The following is a 17156-nucleotide window of genomic DNA, read 5'->3' as shown; positions in this document are numbered from 1 at the left end:
TGTTCAAAAGACAGCTACTCAGAAGCACTCAGAACCTCTTTGGCTCGTTCAAAGTCGTAATTATCTAACGCACTTTGGACATCTTTAAGAACTGCTGAATGTGGATACTGTGCCAGTAATTCAGTCACGTATTGGGTCGCATCGTTATCATAAGCATCCAACAGCGAATACAACTTAGCACGCTGCTCTTGAGTGATATTAGGCGAATTCGATGCATCAGCGCTTCTCACCTCAGTTTCTTGAGTACATGCCGTTTCAACACCTTGAGCACCAGAGCCATCAAAGCTGCTCTCTACCGTTTTGATCAATTCGATTAACCCAAGCTCAGCTTGTTTAAGATCCTGCTCATCACACGCCTTGTTATGCGCTTTGCTTTCAAGACCACCGAGTTGTTCAGCCAATTGCAACCCGCCAATAGAAGCCGCCATGCTTTTTAACGTATGTAGGTTCCGCTCTAACGTCACCCATTCATCTTGCACTAGGTTGTCGAAGGTATCCGACATAATGTCAGGCGCCCCTTGGCAGAATCTACCAAGCATCTTGTCTTGCAGCTTCACATCATGATGAGTCAGCTGACCGAACCTTGGCAATGAGAAAACAGGGAGAACCATCAGAGTATCAGAGCTTAATGTCGGACTGTTAGAGCTGCTATTTTGCATCCTAACTAAAGGCGACTCTGATGACGCTTTACCCTCAACCAAAACCTCTGGCACGATGTATTTCGTAATCAAAGCGGTGGCTTTATCGATAATAATGGGCTTATCCAAGAAGTCCGTGACTCCAGCCTCTCGCGCTCGCTGTTTCGCATCAGCAAACACATTGGCCGACATCGCAATAATTGGTACATCTTTATCAAACTCACGAATCAAACGTGTAGCTTCGAAACCATCCATAATCGGCATTTGCAGGTCCATAAAGATCATCTCATATTCATTGCTTTGAGCTAACTCCAGTGCCTCTTTTCCATTCTCTGCCAAGTCGGCATTCAGATTAGAGCGGGTGAAGAATGCCAAAGCTAAATCTTGATTTAACTCATTATCTTCAACTAGCAACACCCTTTGACCTTTGAACTCTATCTGGTAATCCAGTTGCAGCTCTTGGGCTTTAAACTCTGCCAATTTTTCAACGCTTGATCTTGGCAATGTTAGAACAAACGAAAACTCGCTGCCTTGCCCGAAAACACTCCCAACACTAATTTGGCCACCCATTGCACGAACCAATTTCTGACTAATATTGAGTCCTAACCCTGTGCCACCGAATCGGCGCGTGGTTGTACTATCGGCTTGGCTAAATGCTTCAAAGAGCTTGTGTAGATTCTCATCAGAAATTCCTATGCCTGTATCGGCCACCATCACCTTCATAGTCAGACTGTTATCATCTGATTCAACAAGGGCTACAGTTAACGAGACACTACCAGTTTCCGTAAACTTAATCGCATTACCAACAAGGTTAAGTATTACTTGGAACAGCCTTAATGGATCGCCGCGCAGAGGAGTGTTTAACTCTGGATCTATCGACATAGACAAGTTAAGTTGCTTCTCATTCGCTTTGGGTTCCATCAACTCAATGACATCTTGGAATGTCGTCACGGGATCAAATGGGATGCTATCAATGACAAGCTGTCCCGCCTCTATCTTAGAGAAGTCGAGGATGTCATTAATGATGCTTAACAGTGAATGCCCCGAACGGTGCACTTTCTCAATATAGTTTCGAGCAACAGGATTAGATATTTCGCCAATCGCCAGATAAGACAAACCAATAATAGCGTTCATTGGCGTTCTAATTTCATGGCTCATATTGGCTAAGAATTCCGATTTAGCTTGGCTCGCCAAATCGGCCCTCTGTTTCTCTTCTTCTAATTGCTCATTAAGGCGCTTCATTTCTGAAATATCGAATGCCCAAAATAGCGTGGCTATCTCGCCATCTAGCTCAAACAAATAATAGCTGACGAGCGCAACGAAACGGGTTCCATCAGATTTTCTAAGCACCAACTCCCGGTTTACTACCTTGCCATTGAGCATTAGCTCCTTATGTACATCATCCCGAACGGATAAAGAGTCATGAATAGAAGCTACATCGATAGAATCAAGATCAAGACCTTCAACCCCAAACAGCCGTTTCGCAGTATCGTTGGCATAACGAACTTTCTCTTCAAACACAACACTCGCGGCGATAGGAGAGCTGTTAAGCATATTGTAGAGCTGCTCCTGAGCCTTCTTAAGCGCCTCTGTTGCATCATTGGCAATGCTTATTTGTTTCGAGAGTTTTCGATTCCAGAAAACGATAAGTAAAACGATCACCAAAGCAAAACCTGAAATGGTATAAACCAATTCATAGTCGACTCTTTCTATCGCTTTTGGCGCTGCCCACTTCGCCGATATCTTTTGACGTTCTTCAGCAGAAATGCTCTCAATCGCCTTATTCACAATGGAATAAAGCAAAGGTTCAGACTTAATGACGTGTAAGGTGGGTGAAAGGAAAAAATCAAGTCGTCCGATAATTCCGACCTCACGATGACCAAATGAATCAATGAGGTAGTTTAGGACTTCGACAGTATCGATCATGCCATCTAGGGTTTCATCATCCAGTCGGTTAAGCCCATCTTCAGTGGATTCTACTTTCACCCATTCAATATTCGGGTATTTCCCGACAATCGCATCGGTATTTGCTGCGTTCTTCAAGATACCGATTTTCCATCCTTCAGCTTCCTCAAGCACCAAGCTACTTATGTCTCGTCTCGATGCAATAGCTAAACGGCTTGAAAACAGGCTCTTGACTGCTTTGACGTTGTCTCCTAACGAACGGTTCTCTTGTGCTGCGGAGACCAGTTCTACTTCATGATGATCAACCAAGCTTCGGGTCTCAGACCAACTTGCAACGTCTACATGGTTGATACTTAACCCTGTTTTGTGCTCAATGAGCGTTAGGTAATCGTCAATCATACCGATGTATTCACCGGCATTGGATACCGCCTCATAAGGCAACGAATTTGGATCGATACCTATCCGAACATCCGGATTGTCTTTGATCCACTTCCTCTCTTTTTGGCTTAGATTTAAGATCTCTCCAGTCAAATTACTCGCTTGATAAACATCCGCAATATAGCGTTTCGCCGCATCTCCGAATGAACTAAATTGTTCGACTGATGGAAAATAAACATGGTTCCGCTCTAACGACTGAACATCAAAGTAGAAAGTCATCGAACCAGAATTGGTGCTCCCTCCTTTGGTTCGATAATTTGCCACCTTGGTGACTGATGAAAAGTGAGAGGTGTTTTTCTTCTCTCCATATTCATCAACTAGGTTACCGATGTACCAAGATTTGATTGGACGATTACTATTATCCGCCTGTGCAGTGATCACCTGAAATGAACTGTCCGTATCGAAAATTTCAAAAACTTCGGTTAACTCTTCAAAGCGGTCATTGACGATAAAATACGCGGATATTTGCGCTATGATATTCGCCTTTTTAAGCACTTGGCTTAGATCATTCTGAACCTGCATCTCGATAATTTGGCTTAAACCGTCATCGGCCTGTTTAAGGTTGTTAATCGCGGCATTGAAGCTGTCTCTGATTTCCTCACTCTTAAAGTCAACATAGATCGGATACTCAACTTTATACTCGTCATGTAACGTTAGCTCTGCCATTTCAATAAAACGAGTATTGGTGATAAACCACTCCAGCACTCTTCGTTCAACCATTAACAGGTCAACATTTTGAGCCCTCAATTGTGAGAATGCCGATTCAAGACCTTCGTAATCTTCGACACGACCAATGTCTAACTTACCCTTCAGTACTTCAACAGAATTTTTAATTGGTGAGGTCTCGTCGAACAATAACGCCCCTAGTGATAGGTCGTTCTGAAATTCAAGTTTGAGCTTGCGGCGAGTCAGTGAAACAGGAACAAACTCAACATTAAGAACTTTATCACTTAGGAAATGAGCATTAGGATCATCAAACTGAACTCCAGAAACAAAGGCAATAGAATTATTGTTGTCGATGGCCTTTCTAGCGGCACTAGGAGGGAGAGTGACAACGTCACCCAGCTTATGCCCCATATCATTAAGAGCACGTTGAATAATGTCGTGTTCTAGCCCGACCGCGGTGCTGTCTGGATACATATACGGAGGGTTACCAAAGCCAAATACGCCTTTTAGTGGCACTCGATAAGGAGAGGTATCTAGCCACTTTGATAAAATCTGGTTCTTATTTGCAACGTCAAAAGTTTCAATTTGTTTGTTGATTAGCGTCAGTAGCTCTGGTTCGTCATTTCGAATCACCATCGACGCTTCTAACTTTTTCCAATGCTCCAAAACATAGTTGACCGCTAGACCATGAACGCCAATCTTTTTCGCAAGATCCATAGTGGTGATAGGTTCACCGACCATGCCTTCAACATCACCAGACCCTAACGCACGCACCGCATCAATAACATTCTCAAAATCGACTCTTTCGATAGAGCTCAACCTCACTCCTGCACGCTCCAAGTCTATGTTTTCATTTACCATCGCAATGCGGCGTTTATTATTTTGATCTAGATTTCCATCGAGTTTTTTGTCGATAGGGACTATCACAGCCACCTGATAAGGAATATAGGGATCACTTGCAAGAAAACGTCCACCTTCACTTGGGTCGAACTGTTGGAATGGGAACACGTCGCCTCGCCCATCGACTAACGCCGCTTTGGCCTCGACGCGCGAGTTAACTGTGATAAACCGAACATGGACACCAAAACGCTGTTCAAGATCCAATGTCCAATCTTTGATGATCCCAGAAACCAGCCCGTCGTCATCGATGAATGAGTACGGGTAATGGTCGGAAAGCGCAATAAATGTGATGGTCGGTTGGTTTTCCAACCACTGGTTTAACTTAGCATCGGTCACTTCAGCCGCGTTTACACTGCGAATGACTAGTGACCACACCAATAAGCCAATGATAAGAGATAATACAAAACGATTTAGTGACAACATCAAGCCATCACTCATCGCTAAACTTCTCTTTAATCGCAAGAATCTCGGGCAACTTAAGAAAGAACAGATCAACGATAGTTGGATCAAAATGTTTGCCTTTCTGTTCTTCAAACAAGCTCAGTGCCTCATCGACACTCCAAGCCTTCTTATAAGGACGCTCTGCTGTCAAGGCATCAAACACATCAGCCACCGCAGCGATTCTTCCTACCAAAGGAATTTCTTCACCCGCGATCTGGTTTGGGTAACCGCTGCCATCCCATTTCTCATGATGATATTGCGCCACCTGAATCGCCATACGCATCAGTTTGGAATCACTCTGCCTACCAAGAATTTCAACACCGTACTCGACGTGTTTCTGCATGGTACTCCACTCACCGGCATCCAACTTACCAGGCTTTAGCAGCACACTATCGGGAATGCCAATCTTGCCAATATCATGCATTGGTGCTGCATCACGCAACGTCTCGGTATCTTCGTCAGTCATTCCCAAGGCTTTAGCTAGCACTTCACAGTAGTGACTCATACGCTTAACGTGCATGCCTGTTTCATTGTCTTTAAATTCAGCAGCTCTACCCAGTATGTTCAGTGTTTCTAGCTTACCGAGATTGATCTCTTGAGTTTTCTCTTTTACCTGACTAAACAACGCGCGTTGTTGGTCATAAAGTGCGATATGCGTTTTCACACGCTGGAGTGCAATAGCAGGGGTTATCGGTTTGGTTAGGTAATCTACAGCCCCCAAGGAGAGCCCTTTTACTTCGGCTTCAGGTCCAATTTTGGCAGTAACGAAGATAATGGGGATATGCGCGGTGTTGGGCTGTTCTTTGAGCTGTCTGCAAACTTCATAACCGTCAATATCAGGCATCATGATATCGAGGAGAATGAGGTCTGGCTGAGGCACCATCTTGGCTATCTTGATGCCAATGGTACCGTTAATTGCTACTTTGACTTGATAGGTATCTTTAAGTATTGCAGTCAACACATCCAAATTGCTTGGGGTGTCATCTACGACTAACACTATGGGTTTACGACTCATTGATACCTCGTATAAAAATCAAACAGTTATAAATATAGTGTAGAACGATTTTTAGAGGTTAATCAGAAAAAATAGCCTAGCGAACCCGCAACCTAACGACCTGAATAATACATACAGATTCGAACACCATCGAACTCACGAATCTCAAATGGGATCTCGTAAATCGACTCCATCACTGACTTTTCAACCACTTCAGAGACCTTGCCCGACTTAACCACTTGGCCCCTCTTCATCGCGACAATGTTATCTGAGTAACAAGAAGCAAAGTTGATGTCGTGAATCACAATAACCACCGCCTTATTAAACTCATGCGCTAGACGACGTAGCGTCTGCATGATTTCTACAGAGTGTTTAATATCTAGGTTGTTTAGTGGCTCATCCAAGAAGACATAGTCGGTATCTTGCGCCACTACCATTGCAATAAACGCCATTTGACGCTGACCGCCACTGAGCTCATCTAAGTATTTGTTTTGAATATCGGTAATGCCAAGGTGCTCTAGTGCCGTATCGACGATCTTATGATCTTCGTCTTTCAAGCGACCTTGAGAATGTGGGAAACGCCCAAAACAGACCAACTCACGAATCGTAAATCGCATATTGATGTTGTTTGATTGTCTTAACACAGCAAGGTGCTTCGCAAGCTCTTTGGTATCCCATTCAGCCAGTAATTTATCGCCAATAACGACCTCGCCCGCATCACTTTCGGTTAAGCGACTCGCCATAGAAAGCAGCGTACTTTTACCCGCACCATTTGGGCCAATAATAGAAGTCACTTCCCCTTTCGGGAACATAGCACTGGCATCATCAACCACGAGTGACTTGCCATACTTCTTAGTTAAACCTGTTAATTTAATCACTACTTACTACCTTTACTGAATTCTGGTACGTAACAACAAGAACATAAAATACAAACCACCGACCAAGTTAATGATCACGCTTACTGTGGTTTCAAACGCCATTACTTTTTCGATAAACCATTGGCCTGAAACCAATAGAACGACCGCTAACAAACTGCTCGCGATGATAAGCACACGATGTTGATAAGATTTGAATATCTGACGAGCTAAGCTCACGGTGATTAAACCAAAGAACAACACAGGGCCAACCAAAGCAGTCGATACCGCGACCATCACTGACACAATCACCAAAGTAATCTGAGTCAGTCGCTTGGTGTTCACACCCAAGCTTGTTGCGTTATCAATACCAAGCCAAAGCACATCAAGCTTAGGCGCTAACAACCACAGGCCAAGCAAGCTCAAACCTAATGGAATAAGGCTGAGGTAAACCAGTTCGCCTTTCACGTTATTGAAGCTTGCGAACATCACATTCTGCAGCACGGCAAACTCGTTCGGGTCAATTAACATCGCAAGGAAGTTAGCCAAGCTTGAGAATACGCTGCCGCACACAATACCAATCAACAACAGTGTAAATACGTTGTTTCGCTTGCTCTTGAAGTAAAAATGGAACAGCGCAAACGAGAACAAGATCATCACAGTCACAGACAATGAAAAGTTTACGATTGAATCAATCACCCAGAAACTGGTACTGCCAAACACAAACAGAAGCACCGTTTGAACCAGCATATACAGACTGTCAAAGCCCAAGATGGATGGGGTTAGAATTCGATTATTAGTAATGGTTTGGAACACCAATGACGATGCAGAGATCGCCACCGCCGCCAACACAATCGACAGCAGTTTTGGTAGTCGCAAAGATAAGAAGAACTCGTAGTTATCCCACGCAAGTCCTTGCCCCACAAATACTGCCGCCATCCCCAAAGACGCGATAGCCAGAATCGCAATTTTTACTGAATCACGCATTCGACTTGTCTCTCATGATTAGGTAGATAAAAATCAAGCCACCAAAGATGCTGATTACCATCGAGATTGGTATCTCATAAGGGAAGATGACGATTCGAGCTAACAAGTCACAAACCAATACCAAGATCACGCCCCAATAGGCTGTCCAAGGCAGAATCTTCTTCATGTTATCGCCCATCATCAGCGACACGATATTCGGCACGATAAGGCCAAGGAATGGGATAACACCGACGATCATCACTACAGAAGAGGCGCAGATAGCAACCAATGCCACACCAATGAAGACGATCTTCTGATAATTGAGGCCAATGTTTTTTGCGAAGCTTTCACCAATACTTGCCGCACTGAACTGACTCGCAAAGTAATAAGCCAACACACATGCAGGAACCGCGAGGTAAAGGATTTCATAGCTGCCTTGCAATACACTCGCAAAGTTCGCCATCGTCCAAGCTGACATGGTTTGTACTAAATCGTATTTGTAAGCGATAAAGGTTGTTAGAGAGGAAATAACGTTGCCATACATGATGCCAATCAAAGGTACCAACACCGCATTCTTGAACTTCAAGTGTTGTAGAAAGCGGACCAATAGCATGGTGCCTAACACCGCAAACGCAAAGATAAAGCCTAAGTAGCTCCATTGAGCGGCATTACCCAGCACCAGAATACCGACGATGTACCCCAACATGGCGCAATCAATGGTGCCCATCGTAGAAGGTGCAGCAAACTTATTCTGAACAATCTGTTGCATTATCAAGCCAGCAACACTCAAGCCAGCACCGGCAAGCACAATCGCGAACAGTCGAGGGATCCGACTAACAACATAAATAGAGTTGGCGTGTTGGTTGCCATTGAAAAAATCGCTAAAACTGATCTCAGCGACTCCAATCATTAATGACGCAACGCATAACACAACAAGAAATACAGCAGCTGCAATGGGTTTTAACATAGAAGTAATACTAAAGGTAGGATCGGGGAGACCGTATAAAAAAGTGAAAAAGGGCTTATAAGAACACTCTTATAAGCCCGAGAATCTGATGACTAGTAACTATTGAATCGTACGTTCAATGTCGCCAAGCATTCTGTGAATCGCTGTTACGCCGCCACCTACCAGATACCAAGCACTTGAATCAAGGTAAACGATGTTGCCTTGCTGCGCTGCAGGTGTTGCTGCAACCAGTGGGTTGTCAAACAGCTGTTGTGCGCGCCCTTCTGACTTACCGATCGCTTTTTCGCGGTCAAGCACGTAAAGCACTTCAGGTTTTGCGTCAGCAATATATTCAAACGAGATTAGATTGCCGTGATTCCCTTTAATCGGAGCCACTGTCGCACTCTTTGACTCCACAAAGCCAAAGTCATCAAAGATGATTGAGAAGCGACTGCCCTTATTGAACATCGCAATGTTGTTGCCGTTGTTCATTAGCATCATTGCTGACGTTTCGTCAGACGCGACTTTGTCGTTAACCGCCGTGATAGACGCTTGAGTCTCTTTAATGAGCGCTTCTACTTTAGCTTGCTTACCGAAGAGCTTGCCTAGCGCGCGCCAGTTTTGCTGAGCATCAGCCCAGTATTTGTCACCTTCAATAGAGAACATGATGGTCGGAGCTATTTTTGCTAGTTGATCGTAAACCTTAAGCATACGGTTTTCGGCAATGATGATGTCAGGCTTCAGCATGTAGATAGCTTCAAAATCAGGTTCACTCAATGAGCCCGTATTTGCCGTCGTATCTTTGTACGAAGCTAGATAGTCAGGCATTAGGCTGTGAGGCGCGCCAACTGGCTGTATACCAATCTGATCAAGCACATCTAAGCTACCAAAGCCAAGTACTACAACGCGCTGTGGTACTTCGGTAAACTGCACCGTGCCCTTTACGTGTTCAATAGTGATTGTTTCCGCTTGAGCGGTCATTATCAATGATGATGCAAGAGCGATAGCAAGCCCACCCAATAACTGACGAACTGAATTGATTGTTTTCTTCATGTGTCTTCCTTTGCCAAGGATACAAACCACCACTCATGACAATAAAAGTCACATTACTCATAGATGAGCATGGGGCGTACACAACGGCTAAATAACGATAATTTAAAGTCTGTCATTGCTTTGACAACAAACCTGTAACGCAAGTGAGAACTATTATCAATTATATTTGCGTTAAATTAGCGACACAACAACTTTATTATTCAGAAATGTAAAAGTGAGTATTCATGTTTTGCGTAGTCGGGAGATATATTAGGAATCAAAAATAGCAAAAAGCGCGAAGAGGAAAATGATCATCAATCTGAAGAAAAAACCTGATGGGGGAAAATGTCCGAAAACCCTGTAATTACAACGCTAAACCTCCTAATTACAACGCTAAACCTCAGAGTCACAAATTGCAATTTACAATGTAAAGACCAAGTATAACAGACACTTAACCACCACTAAATTAATACCTCAATTAAAACCACCAATGACAAAGAATACGAAGCGGTGCAAAACAGAGCCTCAGTCAGATACCTTGGTCAATCCCCTGTCCTTCGTTCATTTAACTATCAATAAGCGACGGCAAATCATTCAAAAATATTTTTAAATTTAATTAGAAATAGGGTTGTAATTTAAAAAACTAGGCGTATAGTTCGCCACCTGGCTCTAATCTATAGAGCTGTTAATGCTAAAGTAAGTCCAAGTTCCACATAGACAGTTCTCGATTCCCTCGTTACACCATCTCTGCGTCAGCTTTCACCCAGATAGTCATTCAATAGCTTTTAAATTCGATCCTACTACCGATCTCTCGTCATTCGCTCTTTTATCAGCGAAGTCAGAATAGATCGATCACTTAAATACAAATGTAATAAACACAAGGCACAGTTATGTCACGCAGAACAACACGACAAACCCATTGGTACCAACTATCACGCGAAAAAACAGTCAATAAACTAAAAGGTAATAAATGCTCAAGATTAAAATAGACTTACACAAAGAAGAGATTTCATGGGTCACCGAGATTCGACAGCTCAATAGCGATATACTCCACCGCCACATATTGCCCAAGCTACAACATCACAGTTATCTCATCGACTTTGAATTTAATGAACGAGAAAGCATCGGAACTATCGTTTCAGGCAACGGAAACACCCTAGGACATTTCACACTCCTATAGCATTTCCCATAGGCTGCAAAAGAAACACCGTCTAGTTCGACAGATATAAAAAAAGTCAAAGATGTCACCCTCAATTCGCTCTAGCAGAACAAAATAGAGTAGAAGTAAAACAGATCAGAAACCTAGCCCTTTTTGCATTTCACACGCGGCTAACGCTAGCTAGGTTATCGTGCTTCTATTGAAACCAACTTATATCAAACTCTGAATCACCAATGAGTCATTATCATTGCATTCATGGACTAATAAGTTAACGGCATCGACCTTAACTTTTGATCAAGAGTATATAAGTGTTCTGCAGCTTGCATGTGTTGAGGGTAATCGCTGAATTTCTCACGATTCTCCTCATTCATCTTACATGTCTCATCCACCAGCATTAACTTCCAATACAGCTTTGTTGTATGCAGCATCGCCAGTAAAGGTTTGAACACCTCTTTCTCATAAGCTTGAATCAACTCTTCAATCAACTCGTCACGTTCGTCTTCACTTGCGATTGAACCTTCGGTTGCCGACAACACTTTTTGATACTTCAGGTTTTGTTGCAGCTTATCCATCACCGTTTGGTTTTCTTCCGCTAACTCAACAAGCTTCGACTTAATAATGTTCACCCAATTCTCTTGGCTCAGTACTGTGCCATCAACACTGTTAAAGTCTTCTCGTATCTGTCGTTCAACACCTTTTTGAGCTTTCTTTAAAACCGCACGCACCTTTTGAAAAGGCAGCTGATATTCCTTACTTAGCTCGATAATCAGTTTATGAAAACCACCGTTTGGAAGGTGTAAGTTTTCCTTAAACGTCGCCATTGCAGCTTCTTGCTGCTCTGTAAGGTGAGTCATTCTGTTTCCTATTCTTTATCACTTATGGTGCTGAGCCCGCGATCATACCACTATATAACCTCGTTTTTTCGGTAACTTGATAGGTTACATCTAGCTACGTACTTAATTTCTCGCAACACGTTATTTTTTGGCTAGTTTTCACACTACTTGGCATGAAATGGTAAAACTGATCATCGAATAAAAACCATACTACACCTGTACCAACAAAACAGACTTCTAACTTATACAGGTACTAAAATGAAAAAGATTGCACTTAAGATTGAGACTGCGCAAGTCGGATGCTCACCAAGCTCGCGACCATGATGGCTAAATAGAAACTGCCGATAATGGACTCCATGAACACAAAGAATTGAGCAATAGGCAAAGCCGGTGATATGTCGCCATAGCCAACCGTGGTCAAGGTGATAAAGCTAAAGTACATCGCATTGAACAAGTTGGTCAGCCAGATTTGCTCTTCTAACCCGTTAAATGCATTAGGGAAGATTTCTAAAATCAACAAGTAGATAGTCGACCAAGCGAACCCTAACAACAAGTAAATACAGATAGAACCAATAATGTGATTGGGCGTCACCGTCTTTGCTTTCATTACCTGTTTGAGAGCGGAATAAATATGTGAGAACAGAAACACCGCCAATGCCGTTAACGTCACTATCGAAAGGTTATAGTCCTCCAAAAACGAGAATACCCCCGACACCGTAGCGGTTATCAATAGCAGACCATACCAAGAGCGATACAAGGCTCGCTCTTTATGTATTCCCACTATCGAAACAGCCAAAGTAATAATGATCAAAAACAGAATGGTCTTTTGACCTTGCGGATAAAACTGCTGCATCACCGCGCAACCAAAAAACAACACCAACAGTGCATAGAATAAGAAGTAGAAGTTGTCGTCTTTAGAGACTGGCTTCATCTATTTTTCCTCTGCCTCTGCTGGTTTTTTCTCAGTTTCTTCTTGGTTTTTCTCTTCAAGTCCAAGCCATGCCATCATCAGCTCATAGCTTAAACTCAGTATCACAGCACCAACAAACAGACCAACGATGCCTGACATCGCCATTCCGCCCAATGCACCCAGTAGAATAACCAACATTGGGATATGAGAGCCGCGGCTCAATAGCATCGGTTTCAAAATAGCGTCACTGCCACTGACCAAAATACACCACACTAAGAACAGGCTCGCCGCTAGCGTCGATTCAACACTGAACATGTAAATAATTGCAGGTAATAAAGCAAGAATCGGCGGAAGTTGAATAATTGCAATGAGCAGAACAGCTAATGCCCAAAACGCAGCCGCAGGAACGCCTGCAATAACTAAACCAATTGCTGACATAATGGATTGAATCACAGCAACACCTATCACACCCTGCACGACACTACGTACCGTTGATTTAGATAACTGTACCAACTCTTCACCTTTACCATCGGTTAGGCGAGCCACTAAGTGAGTGACCCCCGTTTGGCACTTATCGGCGTTACTCATAAATGCGCCAGCAATGATGGTAGAAATAATAAACTGAATAAACCCACCGCCGAGAGAGCCTAAAACAGAAGCAGCTTTCGTCGCAAACTGTTTCAGTTCGTCAGCATACTTTATGAACGTACCTTCAATATTATTGGAGGCAGCTACCAAGGTTGAATATACCTTCTCCCCAATGAATGGAATATCTTGTAAAGACTCTTTGGGTTTCGGCAGAGACAGGGTTCCGTCCTGTAGCCCTGTCATTAGGTCCGAAGCACTGGTGTAAATACCGGAAGAGAGCGCAACTAAAGGAATGAGCAGTAACAGTACTCCGATAAAGCTCAGTAATGCGCTGGCTTTTCCTTTCGACATTCCCGTCTTATTTGAAATCGCGACAGCAACTGGATAGAGCGCAGTCGCAATGATCGCCCCCCAAATAACCAATAGAATGAATGGGCGTAAAATCGCAAAACACCAGTAGACGAGCATAGCAATCGCTGCAATTTTGATGGCAGCGTCTATCGCCTGTTTTGAAAAATCGTCGGTTAACTTCATGAGACGTCCTTGTTAGACAAAATTAATGCTGATTTTGTAGAAACTTCCAATTCCGAGTTTCTAGGAATAAAGAGGCCAAAATCATATATATGCCAATTAGCAATAATTGGAATATGCGAATAAAAGTGTTGCTATCGATATCGCCGGAGCTCATCAATGTGCTACCGACAAGTACTAGCAAGGTACTAAATGCAGTGGCGAAAATCGGTGCTTTTTCGGGAACCGTGTAGATTTTCTTAGCAATCACAATAGCGACCAAGCCTATGAATAAAGAGTAGAAGATAATATTCGGAACAATCGAAAGGATTGAAAAAGCAGCAATCGCGAGCAATCCCCCGATACCGTTACTTATCACCAGAAAAGCGCTCAACTTTATCGACTTCTCTGACGTAATCATCAACGATAACAACGCAATGAACATCATTGTCAGCAAAGCTTCAGATATTTGAAAAATAAAGAAAAAACACACCACTGGATAGGAGATAATCATCGCCCTAAAGGCCGCATACCAACGCTGTTTCTTTTCGAGTGGCGCAGCAGCGAAGCCAGAGAACGCCGATTTAGGCTCAGGGAAAAACACATGCACTAACGCAAAAAGCATGACTGAAACCACACCAGAGGTCGCTAAGCCAGAGGCCAGCATGACTGAAACGCCAGGGTTATCAATCGCCATGAATGGCAACATCAAGACCGCAATCAACAGTATGGTGGCGAACAGGTTCCATTTTGGGTCGACAAACAAGTAGTAACCCCACAGCATCATTAACCCCACCAAAATCAGCAATGGAATTGGGTAATGGGTAATTCCTCGCGACAGCAATAAACCTAACCCCATCGTCACCACAACGGCCAAGAGCAATTCGTAGACCGTTTCCTTATGGAGGTTTGATTTATCAATTAAGAACTTAGCAGTGAACACTGGCGCCACAAACGCAAGTGGCCAGTTTATCCACGCCGCCAAGAAAACAGCCAACGTGACCCCGACAGTAAATCGCAGGATACGTTGCTGTGTTTGTTGGTCAGGAATCCGCTTATCGGACATAAGACAATACGCTAATCAGACGAATCCATACTTTGCCTATCGCGTTGAACACAAAGTTATCGCCGCTATAAACAATCACATCCGCTTGGCCACCCACTCGGAGCATGCCTGTCACTTCTTCATTATCAAATTCAATGGTGATAGGAAGCATCTGTGTTTGGCGCAACCAACCCGTTTGTTGGCTAGCTTGCGCAAGCTTACCTGCTTGATCATTTTGCCCCCAATCAACACCCCAATCGATGCTACTTACGCGCCCTTTTACCACTTTGCCCGGTGCGAAGTCTAACGCCACTTCAACTTCATCACCGACCGTTACATTACCTAGGCTGTTCTCTCGATAATAAGCTTCAATCCAAATATCTTCGGTTGAAACAAAGGTCATGATTGCTTGCCCTGCCGATGCATAAAACCCTTCAGACAGGCTAAAGTTAGAAACACCACCTTGTGTCGGCGCGGTTATCACGGTGCGCTCTAGGTTCAATTGAGCTTGTTCAAGTGCCAGCAACGCCGCTTTCACTTGACTGTTTTCTTGTCCCTCTTTACCCATTTGTTGCTTCGCACCTTCAAGATCAGCCTCTGCATTCACAACAGCTGCTCGAGAGGTCGCTAATGCTGCTCGCGCTTTATCTGCATCTGATTTAGAAACCACACCTTTGTCTGCCATCTCTAAAACACGCTTGGCTTGTAGTTTGGTGTTTTGTCTTTCAACAATCGCTGAAGTGAGTTTCGCTTGCGCTGAAGCAATACTCGCGGTTTGAGCACCGACATTTTGGCCTGCAATCTCTAAATTTTGCTCGGCTTGTTGTACTGCAATTTTGTAATCAGACTCATCTAAAATGGCTAACTTGTCACCTTGATTAACCAGTTGGTTTGGTTGAACCAGTATATCGAGCACTTTACCCGACACCTCAGGCTTGATTGGAACGATATAACCTTTTACACGAGCATTATCAGTTATAGGGATGATGCGGTCTGAAATGACACTGAAGAGCAACATGAATGCAACAAACAACAATAGGTAGTTTGTGACCTTTCTTACTTTGTCTTTTCCATTTTCTTGCTGGCCAACTTCTTCATTGGCTTCTTGCTTATTCCCTTTGGCTTCTGACATGGGGCTCCCTTCTAGATAACTAACATCAACAAAATTAATACTTTAAAAATAAACCCAGCAATGGAAAACTCAAGTAAATAGGGTTAGATTTAGTAAACAAAACGTTGCAAATGATATGCACGTCTAATAATGCAACAATATATACAGGATTGTATTCTCATGACCTCTAGTCACTACCAAGTCCCAGTAATTCAGACGAACTACGCTAAAATTCTGGTTCAGGTTTTTTCTGACTATGGTCTTGATTTACATATGTTGCTTAAAGATTCCGGTTTACCACCAGACCTTATCGAATCAGAAAGCGATTTTGTGCCATCGGAATCCATTAAGCGTTTGATTTATCTCACATCGGCGCAACTTGGCGTATCTCGGTTCACCGATATTCTAGGACTCGCATTTCGACGTCGAATCATCCCAAATGTCTTGCATCAATTTGCCGAATTTAAAACCATTGGTGATTCGCTGAAACACCTAAATTCAATCTTTGCCTACGACTCCCCAGGCAGCAAAGTCGAGCTTATTCAAGAACACGGCCAAAGTTGGTTTTGCCGAACTGCACCCGAAGACAATTCCCCTACGTTTCAATGGGGAGAAGCTTTTGCAATTACATATATCATTGAGTTAATAACCATTTTATCCAAATCCCCATGGTTGCCTAGTAAGGTGCGTCTGCAAGGACATGACATCGATGTCGTCAAAACACTGGTGCCAAGTAGCTGCCAATTGTTTGTTGAACAGTCGTCGACGGCTGTGCTGATCCCTGAAGAAATCTTACAACTCCCAATTCGCCTAACCTCTAAAGAACTCAGTGCTAAACCGACGCTTATTGAGTGGCACACCAGCTTTACCGATAGCGTTTATGAGCTACTCAAGCCCTACATGAAAGAACAAGATCTCTCACTTGAAGAAACGGCTGAACTGCTCAATTTTTCTGTACGAACTTTTCAACGCAAACTCAAAAATGAAAATACGACCTATCGAAAAATCAAAGAAAACCTAATGTTTTCAGTCGCATGTGAGCTGATGGAAGAAGGACACACGCTGACCTACATTTCGAGCCAGTTGGGATACACCAACATCTCTCATTTTTCACGTGCGTTTAAGCGTGTGTCTGGTCTTACGCCGAAGATTTACCAACGTTCAATTTTGGACTAAGTGTAGTTTTGGACTGAATACAATTTTGGGCTAAGTACATCAGG

The 17156-nt window shown here is 43.3% G+C and carries 13 protein-coding genes; 2 read left to right on the top strand and 11 right to left on the bottom strand.

Annotation, left to right across the window (positions count from 1 at the left end; genetic code table 11):
- Positions 1-14: 14 nt before the first annotated feature.
- The 6 genes from AB4180_RS15140 to AB4180_RS15115 all read right to left on the bottom strand — a co-directional run bounded on the left by AB4180_RS15140 (position 15) and on the right by AB4180_RS15115 (position 9801).
- Positions 15-4985: an ATP-binding protein gene (locus AB4180_RS15140; protein WP_102250290.1), complete on the bottom strand. Its 4971-nt coding sequence runs from the start codon at positions 4983-4985 to the stop codon at positions 15-17.
- The gene (locus AB4180_RS15135; protein WP_102250289.1) at positions 4978-6003 is read right to left on the bottom strand and encodes a two-component system response regulator; all 1026 of its coding nucleotides are present in this window, start codon (positions 6001-6003) and stop codon (positions 4978-4980) included. The genes AB4180_RS15140 and AB4180_RS15135 overlap by 8 nt, the downstream gene beginning before the upstream one ends.
- A 92-nt stretch (positions 6004-6095) precedes the next feature.
- A complete protein-coding gene (locus tag AB4180_RS15130) occupies positions 6096-6860 on the bottom strand; it encodes an ABC transporter ATP-binding protein (protein ID WP_017096356.1) in 765 nt (254 codons plus the stop codon).
- Between the two features lie 12 nt (positions 6861-6872).
- Complete coding sequence (locus AB4180_RS15125; protein WP_017096357.1) at positions 6873-7823, bottom strand: iron chelate uptake ABC transporter family permease subunit; 951 nt, start codon at positions 7821-7823, stop codon at positions 6873-6875.
- Entirely contained in the window at positions 7816-8769 is a 954-nt protein-coding gene (locus AB4180_RS15120; protein ID WP_009844852.1) for an ABC transporter permease, read from the bottom strand. Before AB4180_RS15120 ends, AB4180_RS15125 begins: the two co-directional genes overlap by 8 nt.
- A 99-nt stretch (positions 8770-8868) precedes the next feature.
- Positions 8869-9801, bottom strand: coding sequence for a siderophore ABC transporter substrate-binding protein (locus AB4180_RS15115; RefSeq protein ID WP_029223728.1), 933 nt, complete (start codon positions 9799-9801; stop codon positions 8869-8871).
- A gap of 949 nt (positions 9802-10750) precedes the next feature.
- Here AB4180_RS15115 and AB4180_RS15110 point away from each other — a divergent pair.
- Positions 10751-10960 (top strand): hypothetical protein, encoded by a 210-nt coding sequence (locus tag AB4180_RS15110; protein WP_004731601.1) that lies wholly within the window; start codon positions 10751-10753, stop codon positions 10958-10960.
- Positions 10961-11199: 239 nt separating this feature from the next.
- Here AB4180_RS15110 and AB4180_RS15105 read toward each other — a convergent pair whose 3' ends face one another.
- The 5 genes from AB4180_RS15105 to AB4180_RS15085 form a co-directional block, all read right to left on the bottom strand.
- Positions 11200-11793 carry a hypothetical protein gene (locus tag AB4180_RS15105; RefSeq protein ID WP_102250288.1) on the bottom strand — a complete coding sequence of 198 codons (594 nt, stop codon included), beginning with the start codon at positions 11791-11793 and terminating at the stop codon, positions 11200-11202.
- A gap of 253 nt (positions 11794-12046) precedes the next feature.
- Entirely contained in the window at positions 12047-12703 is a 657-nt protein-coding gene (locus AB4180_RS15100) for a potassium channel family protein (protein ID WP_017096360.1), read from the bottom strand.
- Positions 12704-13804 (bottom strand): AI-2E family transporter, encoded by a 1101-nt coding sequence (locus AB4180_RS15095; protein ID WP_017096361.1) that lies wholly within the window; start codon positions 13802-13804, stop codon positions 12704-12706.
- 22 nt (positions 13805-13826) lie between these two features.
- Positions 13827-14846, bottom strand: coding sequence for a DUF2955 domain-containing protein (locus tag AB4180_RS15090; protein WP_017096362.1), 1020 nt, complete (start codon positions 14844-14846; stop codon positions 13827-13829).
- Positions 14836-15957: an HlyD family secretion protein gene (locus AB4180_RS15085; protein WP_017096363.1), complete on the bottom strand. Its 1122-nt coding sequence runs from the start codon at positions 15955-15957 to the stop codon at positions 14836-14838. Before AB4180_RS15085 ends, AB4180_RS15090 begins: the two co-directional genes overlap by 11 nt.
- Positions 15958-16116: 159 nt before the next feature.
- Here AB4180_RS15085 and AB4180_RS15080 point away from each other — a divergent pair, with 159 nt between their 5' ends.
- Complete coding sequence (locus AB4180_RS15080; RefSeq protein ID WP_102250287.1) at positions 16117-17112, top strand: AraC family transcriptional regulator; 996 nt, start codon at positions 16117-16119, stop codon at positions 17110-17112.
- Positions 17113-17156: the final 44 nt, after the last annotated feature.

It is taken from the genome of Vibrio sp. 10N.286.49.C3, from assembly GCF_041469545.1.
Classification (GTDB): domain Bacteria; phylum Pseudomonadota; class Gammaproteobacteria; order Enterobacterales; family Vibrionaceae; genus Vibrio; species Vibrio tasmaniensis_A.
Note: the sequence above shows the minus strand (reverse complement) of the source record. Positions and strands in the feature narration are given on the sequence as shown.

Coding starts and splice junctions, on each gene's coding strand:
- AB4180_RS15140 (WP_102250290.1), bottom strand. CDS start 4,985: ATGAGTGATGGCTTGATGTTGTCACTAAATCGTTTTGTATTATCTCTT.
- AB4180_RS15135 (WP_102250289.1), bottom strand. CDS start 6,003: ATGAGTCGTAAACCCATAGTGTTAGTCGTAGATGACACCCCAAGCAAT.
- AB4180_RS15125 (WP_017096357.1), bottom strand. CDS start 7,823: ATGCGTGATTCAGTAAAAATTGCGATTCTGGCTATCGCGTCTTTGGGG.
- AB4180_RS15120 (WP_009844852.1), bottom strand. CDS start 8,769: ATGTTAAAACCCATTGCAGCTGCTGTATTTCTTGTTGTGTTATGCGTT.
- AB4180_RS15115 (WP_029223728.1), bottom strand. CDS start 9,801: ATGAAGAAAACAATCAATTCAGTTCGTCAGTTATTGGGTGGGCTTGCT.
- AB4180_RS15110 (WP_004731601.1), top strand. CDS start 10,751: ATGCTCAAGATTAAAATAGACTTACACAAAGAAGAGATTTCATGGGTC.
- AB4180_RS15105 (WP_102250288.1), bottom strand. CDS start 11,793: ATGACTCACCTTACAGAGCAGCAAGAAGCTGCAATGGCGACGTTTAAG.
- AB4180_RS15100 (WP_017096360.1), bottom strand. CDS start 12,703: ATGAAGCCAGTCTCTAAAGACGACAACTTCTACTTCTTATTCTATGCA.
- AB4180_RS15095 (WP_017096361.1), bottom strand. CDS start 13,804: ATGAAGTTAACCGACGATTTTTCAAAACAGGCGATAGACGCTGCCATC.
- AB4180_RS15090 (WP_017096362.1), bottom strand. CDS start 14,846: ATGTCCGATAAGCGGATTCCTGACCAACAAACACAGCAACGTATCCTG.
- AB4180_RS15085 (WP_017096363.1), bottom strand. CDS start 15,957: ATGTCAGAAGCCAAAGGGAATAAGCAAGAAGCCAATGAAGAAGTTGGC.
- AB4180_RS15080 (WP_102250287.1), top strand. CDS start 16,117: ATGACCTCTAGTCACTACCAAGTCCCAGTAATTCAGACGAACTACGCT.